Origin of the sequence: Sorangium sp. So ce726 (assembly GCF_051521405.1) — a bacterium.
In the GTDB taxonomy this organism is placed as follows: Bacteria; Myxococcota_A; Polyangia; order Polyangiales; family Polyangiaceae; genus Sorangium.
The window spans coordinates 9,708,860-9,724,328 of sequence record NZ_CP150349.1 but is presented as its reverse complement, the minus strand read 5'-3'; the positions used below and the strand labels follow the sequence as shown (position 1 = coordinate 9,724,328).

General features: G+C 71.9%; 12 protein-coding genes. 4 read left to right on the top strand and 8 right to left on the bottom strand.

Annotated elements, in window-relative coordinates; translation table 11 throughout:
• Window positions 1–288: 288 nt before the first annotated feature.
• Entirely contained in the window at window positions 289–627 is a 339-nt protein-coding gene (locus tag WME79_RS36155; protein WP_012239209.1) for an HU family DNA-binding protein, read from the top strand.
• Window positions 628–831: 204 nt separating this feature from the next.
• Here WME79_RS36155 and WME79_RS36150 read toward each other — a convergent pair whose 3' ends face one another.
• Both WME79_RS36150 and WME79_RS36145 read right to left on the bottom strand, forming a co-directional pair.
• Window positions 832–1,416, bottom strand: coding sequence for a hypothetical protein (locus tag WME79_RS36150; RefSeq protein ID WP_437524412.1), 585 nt, complete (start codon window positions 1,414–1,416; stop codon window positions 832–834).
• 238 nt (window positions 1,417–1,654) lie between these two features.
• Window positions 1,655–1,864: a hypothetical protein gene (locus WME79_RS36145; protein WP_231864381.1), complete on the bottom strand. Its 210-nt coding sequence runs from the start codon at window positions 1,862–1,864 to the stop codon at window positions 1,655–1,657.
• Window positions 1,865–2,208: 344 nt separating this feature from the next.
• Between WME79_RS36145 and WME79_RS36140 the strand changes: the two genes are divergently transcribed.
• A complete protein-coding gene (locus WME79_RS36140; protein WP_437524409.1) occupies window positions 2,209–3,027 on the top strand; it encodes a hypothetical protein in 819 nt (272 codons plus the stop codon).
• A 139-nt stretch (window positions 3,028–3,166) separates the two neighbouring features.
• Here WME79_RS36140 and glyA read toward each other — a convergent pair whose 3' ends face one another.
• Together glyA and WME79_RS36130 are read right to left on the bottom strand one after the other, a co-directional pair.
• Entirely contained in the window at window positions 3,167–4,438 is a 1,272-nt protein-coding gene (gene glyA, locus WME79_RS36135; protein WP_437524407.1) for a serine hydroxymethyltransferase, read from the bottom strand.
• Window positions 4,435–5,751 (bottom strand): dihydrolipoamide acetyltransferase family protein, encoded by a 1,317-nt coding sequence (locus WME79_RS36130; RefSeq protein ID WP_437524405.1) that lies wholly within the window; start codon window positions 5,749–5,751, stop codon window positions 4,435–4,437. The genes glyA and WME79_RS36130 overlap by 4 nt, the downstream gene beginning before the upstream one ends.
• Before the next feature lie 338 nt (window positions 5,752–6,089).
• On the opposite strand from WME79_RS36130, the gene WME79_RS36125 reads away from it, so the two are divergent.
• Window positions 6,090–7,898 carry a glycosyltransferase family 39 protein gene (locus tag WME79_RS36125; RefSeq protein ID WP_437524402.1) on the top strand — a complete coding sequence of 603 codons (1,809 nt, stop codon included), beginning with the start codon at window positions 6,090–6,092 and terminating at the stop codon, window positions 7,896–7,898.
• A gap of 56 nt (window positions 7,899–7,954) precedes the next feature.
• On the opposite strand, the gene WME79_RS36120 is transcribed toward WME79_RS36125, so the two are convergent.
• Window positions 7,955–9,607, bottom strand: a complete 1,653-nt coding sequence (locus WME79_RS36120; protein ID WP_437524399.1) for a hypothetical protein — start codon at window positions 9,605–9,607, stop codon at window positions 7,955–7,957.
• A 370-nt stretch (window positions 9,608–9,977) separates the two neighbouring features.
• Here WME79_RS36120 and WME79_RS36115 point away from each other — a divergent pair, with 370 nt between their 5' ends.
• On the top strand, window positions 9,978–11,024 hold the full coding sequence (locus WME79_RS36115; RefSeq protein WP_437524397.1) for a glycosyltransferase family 4 protein: 1,047 nt from the start codon (window positions 9,978–9,980) through the stop codon (window positions 11,022–11,024).
• Between the two features lie 24 nt (window positions 11,025–11,048).
• Here WME79_RS36115 and WME79_RS36110 read toward each other — a convergent pair whose 3' ends face one another.
• The 3 genes from WME79_RS36110 to WME79_RS36100 form a co-directional block, all read right to left on the bottom strand.
• Complete coding sequence (locus WME79_RS36110) at window positions 11,049–12,041, bottom strand: hypothetical protein (protein ID WP_437524394.1); 993 nt, start codon at window positions 12,039–12,041, stop codon at window positions 11,049–11,051.
• Between the two features lie 359 nt (window positions 12,042–12,400).
• Entirely contained in the window at window positions 12,401–13,003 is a 603-nt protein-coding gene (locus WME79_RS36105) for a TonB family protein (RefSeq protein ID WP_437524391.1), read from the bottom strand.
• A gap of 59 nt (window positions 13,004–13,062) precedes the next feature.
• Entirely contained in the window at window positions 13,063–15,375 is a 2,313-nt protein-coding gene (locus WME79_RS36100; RefSeq protein ID WP_437524388.1) for an ArnT family glycosyltransferase, read from the bottom strand.
• Window positions 15,376–15,469 lie beyond the last annotated feature (94 nt).

Here is a 15,469-nt window from a genome sequence, read left to right as displayed (position 1 = left end):
CCAGGCGGCGCGCGCAGGACGTGGAGCGCGCAAAACCACGCGATTCCAGGCGTTTTTTGACTCTCTCCGGCCCGCACCGGCGCCGCGCCGCCGCCCTTCCCAGCGGCTGGTTCTCCCTCTGGCGCACCGCTCCGGCGCGGTCTTTCAGGGGTCCGCGCGATGCCCCGTCTCAGAAATCGCGATTTCTCCCCGCAGTTTTGTCTTTTTTTGTCCTGTGTCGTGTGTAAGGTTCACTGAGGCTGTGCGCGGCGAGGTGTCGCGCGCGAGCTCATGTCCGAGGAGAGTGCCATGGCAAGTAAGAAGACGGCCGGGGGCGGCGCGAAGAAGACGTTGAGCAAGAGCGGCCTGATCCAGGCCATCACCGAAGCTGCCGGTGATGAGCTGAGCCGCAAGCAGGTCAAGAACGTTCTCGAGTCCCTCATCACGATCGGTCATCGCGAGCTGAAGAAGTCGGGCGTGTTCACGCTGCCCGGCTTCGCGAAGTTCCGGGTGGTCAAGCGCCCTGCGACGAAGGCGCGCCAGGGGATCAACCCGTTTACCAAGCAGCCGATGACCTTCGCCGCGAAGCCGGCGAGCAAGTCGGTCCGCGCTCGGCCGATCAAGGCCATCAAGGACGCGCTCCTGTAGGCTTACGGGATCTCCCAGTGGAGCGCAGGGCGGCCACGGCGACGTGGCCGTTCTTGCTCCATGGCCCCGGCGCGCCACCGCCGGGGCGGCGGAAGGGCGCCCAGCGCGCGCAGCGGGGCGGCCCGCGCGGCGCGCCGGCGATGTGCGCCGCCGCTGGGGGGCTGGGCGGCTCGATGCCGCCGCCGCCCCCGCGGCGAGGTCAGCTCACTTCTTGCGGCTGTAGGCTTGCGCCGCGACCGGCCCCGAGCCGGTGCGCGCCTTGACAACCAGCTTGGCCGTCGCCGCGATGGGGAACGGCCATTGGTAGCAGCTCTGCTTGGCTCCGATGGCGGCTGTCGGGCCGGTGTCCGAGTCGACGGCGAGCACCGGTTTCAGGTTGAACGCAGCGAGGCCAGGCTGTCCTCCGGCGTTCAGGTCGAGCTCCAGCTGGATGTCCACCTCGGTGACGGTGGGGAGCGCCTGCGCCAGGAACGTGTAGCAATTGCCCGGCTGGAGCATGAAGGTCTGCCCCGAGGCCGTCTGTCCCTCGGGCACCACGCTGCAGACGGGCGCCCCTTCCGGCTGCATCTTCGGCGCCTCGCCGGCGGCGCGGCCCTGGAACATGGTGGTCATCGCGAGCGACTGGACTCCATCGCAGGGCGCCACCGTGGGCGCCGCGACCGGGGGCAGGCCGGCGTCCGGGGGCGGCACGGACGCTGTCGGCTGTGGGGGCGGCAGCGTCCCCGCGTCCGGGGCGTCGTCCGCGAACTCCGACTCCTTGCTGCTGCCGCCGCAGCCCAGCGCTGCCACCGACAGAGCCAGGAGCACTGCTGAACCCAACGACCTACCCGTCACCGTCATCTGCGGCCTCCTCGCGCACAGCCCTGCCGCACGCCGCGGCCCCTCGTTGGGACAACTGTGCTCGCGGCGCTCATACACCCGCCAGAGGGCGGGGGCTATGTGCGAGGCGTCTTGCGCGGCTGAGCCGGCGGCGCAAGCCCGCAGGCAGGCCGGCGCGGGCGTTCGACCTCTCGCGCCGCCGTGCCGCTCAGCCGCCGGACTCGCCCACGAACTCGCGCAGGATGCACATGCGCGCAATGAGCAGCGCCTCGGGTCGGATCGCCTGATCGAGGTACGCGGCGGAGTTCGCCTCCACCAGCGACTCGCGCAGCATCCCCTGCTCCAGGAACGTGACCGCGCGTCCGAGGTGCAGCCGCGCCCTGTCGGCCGCGAGCCCCATGCCGGCGCTCGCCAGCATTTCTCGTTCCAGGAACCACTGAGCAAACTCTCCGGGACGATCGAGCTTCGCTCGGGAGCCGTGGTCAGTCATGCCGTAGGCTACCTCACTTTTTGACCCGGGCCAGCCGAGGCTGGCCGCAATAACCCGGGAAATCATGGCAGAAACAGCATCAATCCGTCGGATGGGCGCGATGAAAGCGAGGGCGTGCCACGTCCAAAGCGACATCCGGCGGACGGACCTGGAGCTCGGTTGAGCGGGCTTCGGGGGGCGCGCCGGGGCGCTCCCCGTGAGCGACCCGTTGCGTCGCGAGCCCGTCAGTGAGATTGAACGCGGCGTTCTGCCGGAAATTCGAGGAGGTTCTTTTGCTCCGTACGATTGGCGTCCTGCCTGCCCTGGTCCTCACCGCCGCCCTCGCTGCTGGTTGTCAACAGCGGGAGGCGTCCACGCCGCCGAGCTACGCGAACCAGCCCCCGCCCGGCTACTACCAGCAGCCCGGGTACCAGCAGCCTGGAGTTCAGCAGCCTGGGTATCAGCAGCCGGGGTATCAACAGCCCGGGTACCAGCAGCCCGGGTATCAGCAGCCGCAGCCGGGGTACCAGCCTGCCCCGACGCAGCCTGTCCCGACGCAGCCCGCCCCGACGCAGCCTGCCCCGACGACGACGCAGCCCGCCCCGACGGCGCAGCCTGGCGGCTTTCCCTGGCCGTTCCCGCTCCCTGGCCAGCAGACCACCGGCGGGCAGCAGCCGGCCCCGAGCGGAGGGAGCAGCTCCGGCAGCGCGTCGGCGATCGATCCGAACCTCGCCTCCGCCGCGACGATCCCGCTGAACAACCTCGCTGCGACCGAGGCGCCCGGCATGACGAAGGAGGGAGGGCCGATCGCGGGGCAGTTCAGCGCCGGACAGACCCTCGAGCAGCAGATCCAGCTGATGCCCGGCAAGTGCTACACGATCGTCGGCGTCGGCGCGGGGATCACCGAGCTCGACATCAGCCTCGTCGCGCTGACCCCGATCCCGATGGGCTCATCGGTGCTGGCGCAGGACAACTCCAGCGGCTCGAACGCCGCGCTCGGCGGCCGGGGCAACTGCTACCGCTGGTCGCTCCCCGTCGGCATCAACGCCAAGTACATCGTGAAGGCCACCGCCGGTTCGGGCGTCGCCGCCGCGCAGCTCTACGTGAAGTGACGCTGCCAGGACACTGAGGACGCCAGGAGATCGCTCTCCATGGCGTCCTCGGGTACCGGCCACAAAAGCGCCGAGGACGCCAGGAGATCGCTCTCCATGGCGTCCTCGGTCGCAGCGGCGTGGCTCGCCGCAGCGTGGGCTAGAGCCGGATGCCGGGCGCCGGGAAGCCGCGGCAGAGCTCCGCGACCTCGGCGGCGATGCGCGCGATGCGCGCTTCGTCGTTCACGTTCTGCGCCACCTCATCCATCCATGCCGCGAGGCGCTCCATCTCGGCGACGCCCATCCCGCGCGACGTTACCGCCGGCGTGCCGATGCGGAGCCCCGACGGGTCGAACGGCTTGCGCGGATCGAACGGGATCGAGTTGTAGTTCGCCACGATGCCCGCGCGATCGAGCGCCTGAGCGTACGGCTTGCCCGCGATCCCCTTCGGCGTCATGTCGATCAGCAAGAGGTGGTTGTCGGTCCCGCCGGTGATGAGCCGGAAGCCGCGCGACTCCAGCGCGCGCCCGAGCGCCTGCGCGTTCACCACGATCTGCTTCGCGTAGGCCCGGAACCCTTCCTCCGAGGCCTCCTTCGCCGCGACCGCGATGGCCGCGGTCGTGTGGTTGTGCGGACCGCCCTGGAGGCCGGGGAACACCGCCTTGTCGATCGCGCCCGCGTGCTCCTTCTTGCAAAGGATCATCGCGCCGCGCGGGCCCCGGAAGGTCTTGTGCGTCGTCGACGTCACCACGTCGGCGATGCCCACCGGCGACGGGTGCACCCCCGCGGCCACGAGCCCCGCGATGTGCGCGATGTCCGCCGCCAGGATCGCCCCTACCTCGTCAGCGATCGCCCGGAACGCGGCGAAGTCGAGCGTGCGCGGGTACGCCGTCGTCCCGCACCAGATGAGCTTCGGCCGGTGGGTACGCGCCAGGTCCCGGACCTGATCCAGGTCGATGCGGTGATCGCTCTCGCGAACCCCGTACGGGACGCTCTTGAAGTACTTCCCTGTGATGCTCACCGACCAGCCGTGGGTCAGGTGCCCGCCGGCGGGCAGGCCGAGGCCCATGATCGTGTCGTTCGCCTGCGCGAACGCGAGGTAGACGGCCAGGTTGGCCGGGCTGCCGGAGTAGGGCTGCACGTTCACGTGGTCGGCCCCGAACAGCTTGGCCACCCGCGTCCGCGCGAGCTCCTCGACAACGTCGACCTGCTGCTGACCCTCGTAATACCGCTTGTGCGGGTACCCCTCGGAGTACTTGTTCGTCAGCACCGAGCCCGTCGCCTCGAGCACCGCCCGAGACACGTAGTTCTCGCTCGCGATGAGCCGGAGCGTGTCCGCTTCCCGCCGCTCTTCCAGGCGGATCAGCTCGGCGATCTCCGGATCGACCTCGCCGAGAGGCCGCAGTCCCTGCACTTCGCTCGTCGTGCTCATACCTCGAACTCCCCGCGTGTGAGGATGTCGGTGACGCGCCAGAGGAACGAGTTCGCCAGCACCCCGTCGATGATGCGGTGGTCGTACGACAGCGCGAGGAACATGACCGGATGGATCGCGATCGCGTCCTCCTTGTCCTTCGTGACCACAACGACGCGCTTCTTGATCTCCCCCATCCGGAGGATGCCCACGTTCGGCTGCGAGATGATCGCGCCGCCGAACAGGTTCCCCTTGAGGCCGGGGTTCGAGACCGTGAAGGTCGTGTTCGCGAGATCGTCGGCCGTGATCTTGCCGGACTTCGCGCGCCCGGCCAGCTCGTCGATGCTCCTCGCGATGCCGCGCAGCGACAGCTCGTCCGCGTGCTTGATGCTCGGGACGATGAGGCCGCCGGGCGTGTCCACCGCCACGCCGAGGTTGACGTCGCGCAGCACCACGTACGAGTTCTCGAGCACTCGAGCGTTGAACTCCGGGTGCTCGCGCAGCGCGCGGACGGCCGCGGCGCAGATGAAGGACAGGAACGTGAGCGACACGCCCGCCTTCTTGAACTCGTCCTTGTGGAGGTCGCGCAGCTTCGACGTCTCGTGCAGGTCGACCTCGGCGACCGTCACCACGTGCGGCGACGTCACCTTGGAATAGACCATGTGGTCGGCGGTGATGCGGCGGCGCCGGCTGAAGGGCACCACCTTGTCGCCGGGCTTGGGGGCGTAGGGCGGCACCTTGTACGCGCCGTACCCGACGCCGGGCACCGGCGGCACGAACCCGCCGCTCGCCTGGATGAGCTGCGACAGCTCCACGGCCGCGCTCGCCGGCTGGGCCGCCGCGCTCGGCGGAGGCGCCGGCTCGGCCGGCGCGCCGTGCGCCGCGCGCATCACGTCGTCGCGCGTGATCCGGCCGTGATCGCCTGTCCCGTGCACGTCGCGCAGGTCGACGCCCGACTCGCGCGCGAGCTTCTTCGTCGACGGGCTCGTCAGGGGACGGGCGCTCTCGTCGTGCCCGTTGCTGCCGGGCGCCGGCGCGGCGGGCCGCGCTTCGGACGGCGCCGGCGCCGGCGCCGCGCTCGCGCGCTGGGCCGTCGCCTGGGCCTCGCCCTGCGCCGTCTCGTCGATCTGACAGAGCAGACCTTCCTTGGCGACGACGGTACCCTCGGCCACCGCGATCCGCGAGACACGACCCGCGACGGGCGCCGGGATCTCCGTGTCTGCCTTGTCGGTCGCAACCTCGAGCAGCGGCTGCTCGCGCTTGACGAAATCGCCCTCGCGCACGAGCCACCTCGAGACGGTCCCCTCGAGCACGCTCTCACCGAGCTGCGGCATGCGAACATCGACCATCGCTTCTCGCGCCTCCAACGCGCGCCGCCGTGAGCGCCCGTTTCACCTCTCCGGGCAAGGCGGCAGGGTCGTATACGCCGCCCGCCCTTCGAGAGCAACGACACAGTGTTCGTCCGGTGTGTATCCTTTTTGTGTGGGTCGCGCCGGCGCGACGGCGATCGCGTCAGTTGCGTCGGTCTCGGCCACGGCGAGCCGCCTCCACCGAGGCACGCCTCCACCGAGGCACGCCTCCACCTGGGCGCGCCTCCACCGAGGCCAGGGCGGCTGGAATCGTATGTCGACGCACGTAGACGCTGGCGGGCCCCAGCCGGTACAAGGGCCCCGTGCGTGACGCCGCGCCGGATGCGACCGCAGCCCCCGTCCCCCTGGCCCCCTCGAGCGAGAGCGCGCGCGAGCTCCTCGCCGCCGGGCCGCCGCGCGTCGTGGGGGCGCGGGCGATCCGGGCGGCCTCGCTCGGCGTCATCGCGTTCCTGCTGCTGCAGGTGCTGACCTACGGCTACGGCCGCGATCAGGGCATCTACGCCATGGTCGCGCGCGCGGTGCTCGACGGCGGCATGCCTTACCGCGACGCGTTCGACTTCAAGCCGCCCGGCATCTTCCTCATCTACGCGCTCGCCCGCGCCCTCTTCGGCCCCGCGCAGTGGGGCATCCGCGTCCTCGAGGTCCTCGGCCTCGCCGGCATGTGCCTCGCGATGGCGTCGCTCGCCGCTCGCCTCTTCGGCGATCGACGGATCGGGGTCGTCGCGGCGGCGCTCGCCGTGCTGGTGCACGCCCAGCTCGATTTCTGGCACACGGCGCAGCCCGAGTCGTTCGGCGGCATGCTCACCATCGCCGCGCTGCTCGTGGCCACGCCGCGCGGCCGCGACGGCGCGCCCCGCCCGGCGCCGCGCGGCGCCGCGCTTGTCGTGTCGGGCGCGCTCTTCGGCGCCGCCGGCCTCCTCAAGCCGCCCCTCGCCGGGGGCGGCGTCGTGCTCGCCGTCGCGCTGGCCGCGCCCGCCCTCGCGGAGCTCGCGCGGCGCGGCTCGGAGCGGGCCGCCGTCCAGCGCTGGCTCGACGCCGGTCCGACCGCGCTCCAGGGCGAGCCGGCGCGCCCTGCGCCGCCTGCGTCCGGGCCGGTCCGCTCGACGGCGGCCGCGCTCCTCTGGGCGGCGCTCCGGCCCGCCTTGCTCATCGCGCTGGGCGGCGTGCTCCCCGTGCTCGCCTGCGCCGCCTGGTTCGCCCTGAGGGGCGCGCTCGGCGATCTGCGGGAGGTCCTCTTCGTCTTCACGCCGCACTACACAGCGCTCGGGTGGCGCGGCGCGAGCGTGCTCGGCATGGCGTGGTACGGCGTCTGCGAGTGGCTCGTCCACTACTCCGGCCCGCTCGCGTTCGGCCTCGCTTGCCTGGTCGCGCTGCACCCCGAACGCCGCGAGCGGGCGGGCGTGGCGCTGCTCTCGGGCGTGATCGCCATGCACCTCGTCGGCGTCGTGATGCAGGCGAAGTTCTTCCCCTACCATTACGGCGCGACGTGGCCGCTCACCGCGATGCTCGCCGCGCTCGGTCTCTGGAAGGCGTGGCAGCGGTGCACGCGGTCCGGCGTGAAGGCGGCCGCGGCGGCGCTCCTCGCGGCGCTCGTCGCGACCGCCTTCGCCCGCTCCGCGACCAAGGACGTGGCCGACGACTACATCGAGCGCTGCGCCAAGCGGATCGCGGTGCTCGCCACGGGCGCGAGGGACCAGGCGCGCCTCGATCGCCTCGCGTCGGTCGCCGACGTCAACGCCGGGGCGAACCGGGAGGTCGCCGCGTGGCTGCGCGAGCGCGTCGCGCCGGGGCGCCCCGTGTTCGTGTGGGGCTTCGAGCCGGTGATCTACGACCTCGCCGATCGCCCGCCCGCGACGCGCTACCTCTACAACGTCCCGCAGCGCGCGGCGTGGGCCCGGCAGGAGGCGCGCGACGCGCTGATGCGCGACCTCGCCGCGAGCCCGCCGGCCGCGATCGTGGTCGAGCGCCACGACGTCTTCCCCTCGGTGACCGGCGACGTGATCGACTCGCGCGACACGCTGAACGGGTTCCCTGAGCTCGCGGGGCTCATCGACGAGCGCTACGAGCTCGCCGTGAGCATCGAGGATTTCGAGATCCACCTCGAGCGCTGAGCTCCGGAGCCCAGCGCCGGGCGGCGGCGCGGCGCGCTGCCAGCTGCGCCGCGCCTTCAGGGGCAGGTGAGGGTGTTGGGCCTGCGAGGGGTGGGCGCCGCCGCCCCGAAGCGGCGGCCGTCGCGGCGGCCGTCGGCGCAGCGCTGGATCGACTGCGTCTGCGACAGCGCGGAGGTCGCGCCCTCGCTGACCTGAACGCGCCCCGGAGCGCTGGAGATCAGCGTGTTCAAGAGCTGCGTGTTCTCCTCGGCCGCCGGTCCGTAGACCAGCGCGTCGATGAGGCGCGCCGCCGTGGCCGGCGTGGACGTGGGGAACTCCGCGGGCAGCGCCTGGTACAAGGCGACCGCGTCCGGGCCGTTCTGCAGGGTGTTGGTCGGGAAGACGAGGGCGGGTGCCGGTACGACGCCGCTGTTGCCGACGAGCAGGAGGCCGCCCACGTCCGTCGTCGCGTTGAGCTCGATCGCGCGGTAGGAGCCGCCGGTGGCCCCGTTGTAGAGCACGAGCGTGTAACCGGCGAGGTTCACGTACCGCCAGCCCGTGCTGATCTCGATGAACTCGAGCACGTCACTGCTGTCCGCCGTGTCGGCGTCGACCTCGTTGATCTGGAGCCGGATCACCGTCACCGGGAATGACGTCCACCGCGCCCCCGGCCGGCTCACGACGATGTCCCCCGGGATGGCCGGCGTCGCGTCCGAGAGCGCGGGGATCGTGATCTGCGTGTCGGAGTCGACCGTGAAGGGCTGCGCCGCGAAGCCGACGGTCACCCTCGTCGCCCCGGTGAAGCCGGAGCCGGTGAGCACGAGCGCGCCGCCGACGGCGATGACCGGATAGTCGACGGAGGTCACCAAGGCCGGCGCTCCGCACGCAGGGCAGGAGCGGCCGCCGCAGTCGATGCCGCCCTCGTCGCCGTTGTGCACGCCGTCGCTGCACGAGGCGGCCTGGCAGACGTAGTCGATGCAGACCTCGGTCGGGCAGTCCACGTTGACGAGGCACTGCACGCAGACCCCGGCGGGGTTGCACAGCCCGCCTTCGGCCCGGGAGCACAAGGTGCCGGTCTCGACCGGATCGTTGAGCGGCGAGCCATCGCGGCAGGAGTCGACCGTGCACTCGCTGTGGTCGTCGCGCACGTCGTCGTCGTCGTCGACCTCCGTGACCGCGCCGTCGCCGTTGCAGACGCGCTCGCGGCAGTCGCCGGCCATCTGCACCTTCACGATCGTCCCCGAGGCCACGGGCTCGGTCGTGCATCCACCGTCGGTGCACCTGGCGACCGCGCACTCGCCGTCAGGCGCGGGGCAATCGGCGTCGTCGGTGCACGGGACGACGCCGCCCCCGCCGCTGCCGCCGGAGCCGTCGATGCCGCCCGCTCCGCCGCCGCCGGAGCCGTCGATGCCGCCCGCTCCGCCGCCGCCGCCGGCTCCAGCGTCGCCTCCGTTGCCGCCGTTGCCATCGACTCCGCCGGCGCCACCGTCGCTCCCGCCGTTGCCACCCCCGGAGCCACCATCGCCACCCCCGGAGCCACCATCGCCACCCCCGGAGCCACCGCCGCCGTCGCTGCTCCCGCCGCCGTCATTGCCGCCGGAGCCACCGACGCCACCCCCTCCGCCCGTTCCTCCCTGTCCGCCGCTCCCTCCCGTGTCCTCATTGATGAGGCCGCGATCGGGCATCGTGGCCATCTGGCAGCCCGCGGTGGCCACCAGCGAAATGCTCAACGCGAGCGCGGATCCGTAACGATTCGATCTCGAAGTCATTGACCACCTGTGTGCAGATTGGTCGGGGCGCTCGGGCTCTTGATGCTTCCCGCGCTGCCCCGCGCGCAGGAGCGAGCGGGAGGGCGCATCCTAGACGCACGGGACGCTTGAAGAAAGCGCCGCACCGCCGCTCGCCGGTTCGGATCGCGCTGGCTTGGCAGGCGCCGCGCTGCGTCTGCTGCGCAGCAGCTGTCCTCGCGCGCTCCCTCGTCCGGGCAGGCGGGGAGCAGCCTGCTGGCATGCTCGTTGATGGGTCGACTTGTGGGCTCCGCTGCGAGCGGGGGCGAGCATGGAGCCCCGGTCGCGGCGCGGCGACCGAGGAGCAAAGAGCATGCGGATCGCGATCATTTCTACCCCGTTCATCCGGGTGCCTCCCTCCGGGTACGGCGGGACCGAGCTGTTCTGTCACGAGCTGGCCGAGGGGCTGTCGGCGCGTGGACACGAGGTCACGCTCTTCGCGACGGGAGATTCGGTGGTCACCTGCCGTCGCCGGTCCCTCTACGGGAGCCCGAGCTGGCCTCCGGCACCGGAAGACGAGGTCAACCACGTCGCCTGGGCCTTCTCGGAGATCGCGCGCGAGGACGGGTTCGATGTGATCCACGTGAACAGCCCGATCGCTGTCCCGTTCACCCGCTTCGTCCGTGTCCCGACGGTGCACACCCTGCACCACGCGCCCTGCGGCGAGAGCTCGCGCATCTACGCGCGCCACCCGGAGGTCGCGTACGTGGCGATCAGCGCGCGGCAGCGCGCCCTGGAGATCCCGCTCCCGCGATCGTGCGTCATCCATCACGGCGTCACGCCGGCGCGTTATCCGCCGAGCCTGAGCGACGAGGGCTACCTCGCGCACCTGGGCCGTTACGCCGAGGAGAAGGGGACCCACCTCGCGCTCGACATCGCGAGGGTCGCGGGTCTGCCGATCAAGCTCGCGGGCCGCGCTCACCCCAAGGACCAGATCTATTATCTCCAGGAGATCGCCCCGCGCCTTCGGGAGAGCGGGGTATCGGATCTCGGGGAGATGGGCCACGACCGCAAGGTCGCGCTCCTGCGCGGGGCCCGCGCCATCCTCTGCCCGCTCCAGTGGGAGGAGCCGTTCGGGCTCATCGCCATCGAGGCCATGCTGTGCGGCACTCCGGTGCTCGGCTTTCGCCGCGGCTCCTTCCCCGAGATCGTCGATGAGGGCGTCACCGGCTACCTGGCGCCGCCGGGCGACCTGTCGCGCCTCGCGGCGCTCGCGGCGGGCCTGGCCCGCTTCGATCGCGCCGCCTGCGCGCGCCGCGCGCGCGAGCGCTTCAGCAGCGCCGTGATGGTTGGCAAATACGAAGAGCTCTACAGGACCGTGACCGGCCCGCGACGCGCCGAGGGCTCCCGGGCGGCGTGATCGCCGCGCGGGAGGGCGAGGCGCTCAGTTGACCTGGGGTGGGATGGCCACCTGGCACTCGTTGGCTGGCGTCATCCATTTGATGGCGTTCAGCCAGAAGCGCTCGACCTGATAATCGGGATGATCGACCCACTCGCTGTTGTAGGTGATCCACTCGTCGCCCCAGACCAGGACCCGGCCATCGCCGACCTCCAGCGCCTTCAGCACGTCGTGGCCGTCGCCGGTCGCCAGCGTGGCGCCCTCGCCCACCACCGGGTAGCCGTTGTCCACGCCGACAGCCTTGATCCCGTCGAGGACCGGATGCTCTCCGCTCCACGCCGTGATGGGGATCGTGGAGCCGCCTTCCCGCGGGAGGATCGGCTCTTGGTCGTAGCCCACGCCGAGCGGAGCGAGCAGCGTGTTGACGTTCTCGCGCTCGTCAGGATCGCCGTACCCGATCAACGTCATGAGGCCGCCGCCCTTCGAGAGCCAGCCGCGGAGCGCCTCTACCTCGGCGTCCGAGTACGTGCGCCCGATGCCGCTCACGTCCTGGATGACGATGACCTGGTGCTTTGCGAGCTCCTCCGCGGTGAGCTCGGCGCTGTTCAGGTCGACGGCCCCATTGATGCTGCGCTGGTTCAACCAGGCCTCGAAGACGTCGCCGTCGCCCCACTCGCCCGGCTCGCCCAGCGTGGCGATGCGGAGGCAGTCGCAGACGCCGTCGCCGCCGGCGTCGACGTCGTCGATGATGCCATTGCCGTCGTTGTCCAGGCCGTCGCAGGTGTCCTCGTTGCTGGGCGTCCCGCTGCCAGAGCTGCTGTTGCCGCCGCCGGTGCCCACGGCCACGCCGCCGAAGTCGCCACCGCCGCTCTCCGAGCTCCCTGAGCTCCCCGTCTTGCCGCCGCTGTCCCCGGTGGCGCCGGGGCCGTCATCGCTGGCGCACGCGGCCGCTTGCAGGGCCACACCGATGCACGCGATCCGCAGCAGATGCCCGACTGGAACCCAGCCGAAGTACGACGGGCGAGATCTCGAGTTCATGGCTCTCTCCAAGAGGTTAGGCGTTGATGGCGGCGGGCCCTGGCGAGCCGCCGAAAGCACCGGGGTGAAGCTTCCTAGTGTCTTCCGGGACGGGGCTTTTCGCAACGCGAAAGAGCGGTTCTCATGACAGACACTTTGGTCGACAGTGTGTGTGTCATGGCCTCTTGGTGTGACGTCGGATCGTGAAGCCTGGTGAACTCCAAGCCCGACTCGGCCACGGAGAGGGCGGTCACCAACGTCCACGTTCACGTAAACGTTCGGCTGTAGGAGAACGCGGCGCGAAGCGTTGGTTAACGCCTAGGAGGGACCCTGGGAGGGGCCGGGCACCTCAGCGAGGCGTGGCGCGGCCTGAGCGCACCTCAGGGTTGCACGAGCTCGACGCCGCTGAACTCGATGGGAAAGGTGATGACGGTCGTCACCCCGCCTTGCGGCGTGGGGAACTGCATCTTCTCGAACGTATCGGCCACGCAGCGATCGACCTGCTGATTCTTCGCGGTCGACCTCACCACGTCCGCCTTGTTCACCTTGCCGGTCGGACCGATCGTCGCCTTGACGGTCACCTTCCCCGTGAACTTCGGCGAGCTCTTGACGCCGATCTTGTAGCACTCGTCGAACAGCTCGCCGTGCTTCTCCACGACGTCGCGGACCTGCATCTCGGAGATGTTGCCCCCCAGCGTGCCGGTCGCGGTGGCCTGGCCGGGCCTCACGCTGCCGTCCTGTCTCGAGGCGGCCGGCGGCGGCGGGGGCCTCTCGACCGGCGTGGCCGCCGCGGGGGCCTGCGCGTCCGGCGGGGGCGCCGCGCCATCCGGCTCCGGGGGGGCCGAGGTCTTCGGCTCCGGGGACGTCGAGCCGGTCGGCCCCTCCGGCGCGGGCTGCGCCGGCGACTGGGCGGCTGGCGGCGGGGCGCCGCAGCCCGCCGCGAGCGCGAGGATCAGAACCAACCCTGTTCGGCGAGAGCTCATGCCCGAAGGTAAAACCCGAACGCGGGGCCTTGTCCACGGGGATAGCGGCGCGCGCCCGCTCAGCGCAGCCGCAGGACCTCGACCTCCGACGCTCCGCCGCGATCCACGAGCTTCGGCCCGCGGCCGCGCTCGCGCGCCGTCAGGGACGCCCAGAACACCTCCGTCCCTGGCCGCTTCCGGATCGGCACCGGATCGGCATAGAGGAAGCCCGTCCTCCAGCGCTGCGGTGAGATCGCCGTCGGCAGTCCGACCTCGCGGACGACCGGGTCCGCCATCGTCGTGGACAGCGGGGCGCGCTCGACGACCCGGGACCGCACCGCGAGCGTCACGTCGCTCGCCGCCGGGCCCCCCGCGCGCACGAAGATCGTGAGGAGCGAGCAGGCTCCTTCGTGGAACGTCGTCCCGAGCAGCTCCGTGCCGTCGTCGAACCGCGCCCCGATCGGCGCGAGCGCGGCGCTGATCTCCGCGAGGAGCGCCGCCGCGCGCGCGCCGTCGCCCGCGGCCAGCGCCATGTTGTGCGCGATCCGCTTCTGCTCCAGCGTCTCCGGCGGCGCGGCCGGCGGCTCCGCCGGCTGTCCGAAGTGCGCGCGGAGCTCCCACGTGAGGAACGGATCCGGCACGATCTCGCGCTCGGGCTCGGTGCCCGAGACGAGGTACCAGGCGAGGAGCCCCGGCTCTCGCTCGCGGAACGAGAACGCCTCGATGCCGCTGGCGCCGCTTGCCGAGAGCGTGCGCGCCCCGCCGCCTGCGCCGAGCGTCCAGAACGGGCCCACCGCCGTCACGTCGAAGCGCTGCGCGAGGCTCGCCTGATCCCGGTCGAGCATGAAGCGCGTGTCGACGAGGTAGGCGCCGCGCGGCGATGCTTCCTTCGGCGGGGGTCGGTTGGGCGCCACGACGCGCCCGCCGAGCGCCCAGACCTGGGCCCAGGTGGCCTTCATGCTCTCGTGCATCGCGACGGGCGCGTCGGTCGGTGTCCCCGGCAGCCTCGGCGCGAGCCATCGCAGGAACGCCGTCTTCGCCCCGTCGGAGTCGATGAGGTGCCCCCGCTCGTTGAAGCGCCCGCCTGTCTCGCGCGCATAACGCAGCGCCGGGAGCCCGTCGCGCAGGATGGCGGCGAGCGGCACGAGCCACAGCGCGAGCGCCGCGAGCGCAGGCCCCCCTGGCGGTGCGTCGAGCGCCGCCCCGGCCGAGGGCGTCGCGACCCGGGCGGCCCGCCGCGCGGCGGCGGTGCGCTCCAGGAGCGCCGCGCCGGTGTCGACGAGGGCGGCGGCGGCGAGGGCGAAGTAGGCCGCGAAGTAGTGCGGCCAGAAGATGTGGATGTCGGCGCCTTGCCGGAAGACGACGTACTGCACCGCCGCGGTCGCGAGGTAGAGCAGCGGCAGCGCGTCGTGCTCGCGCCGGAGCAGGGCGAGCCGCGCCGCGCAGACGATCGCGGCCAGCTTTCCGGCGGCGATGGCGATCGGCGTGAACGAGAGCTCGAGCCAGTACCGCCGGCTCTCGAGCACCTTGCTGAGCGGCTCGGCGTTCCCCGAGGAGCGGAGCCCGTAGCTCGTCAGGAGGTCGCCGAGCTTGCCGGCATGCTGGAAGAGGGCCAGGTAGAGCGCGGCGGTCAGCGCGGCGATCGAGGCGGTGAGCACCCACCACGCGGCGTAGCGCCGCTCGGGGAGCGGGCCGAAGACGCGCCTCGGGAGCAGGTAGGCCCGGATCGCGCCGAACGCGAGCAGCCCGCCCGTGAGCACGAACGCGGGCCAGTCGGCGTGCATCCCGAGCGCGAGCCCGAGCGCGCTCACCGCGAGGTAGCGGCGCCTGGATGTCTGTACCAGGCGGACGTAGCCGAAGAGCCCGAGCAGCGTCCAGGCCATGACCGGGACCTCGAGCGCGTTGAAGTTCGCGAACGACAGCGTGATCGGCAGGACGACGAACGACGCCGCCGCCGCGGCCCCTGCGGCGGGGCGGTAGATGCTCCGGCCGAGGGCGTAGAGCAGGGGCGGCGTCGCGGCGCTCAGCAGGACGGCGGGCAGGCGGCAGATGACGTCGTGCCGCCCAAGGACCTTCATGAACGCGGCCGTCGTCCAGAAGATCCCCCACGGGTGGTGGCAGTAGTACATCCCGGGCGCCGGCCGGCTCGCTGTGTACTCCCACACGGGTCCGGGGATCTGCCAGCGGAGCATGTTCTCCGCGATGATCCCGACGCTCGCCGACGACGCGTAATGTCCGGCGAGGACGGGTCCGAACATCTCCCACGCCGCCGCGAGCGCGAACCACGCCGTGGCGAGCGCGGTGACGGCGAGCGCCGCGCGGGCCTCGCGGCGGGACGCGGCGGGGAGGCCGCGCAGGTCGGTCGGATGGGGGGCGAGGCGCGGGGGCAGCAACGTGGGCGCAGCCTATCTCGTCGGCGGCGCCGCGCGGGCAGGTGCAGCGCGGAGGCGCGGGCGCCGCGCGCCGCTGCGGCGCGGGTCGATGCGC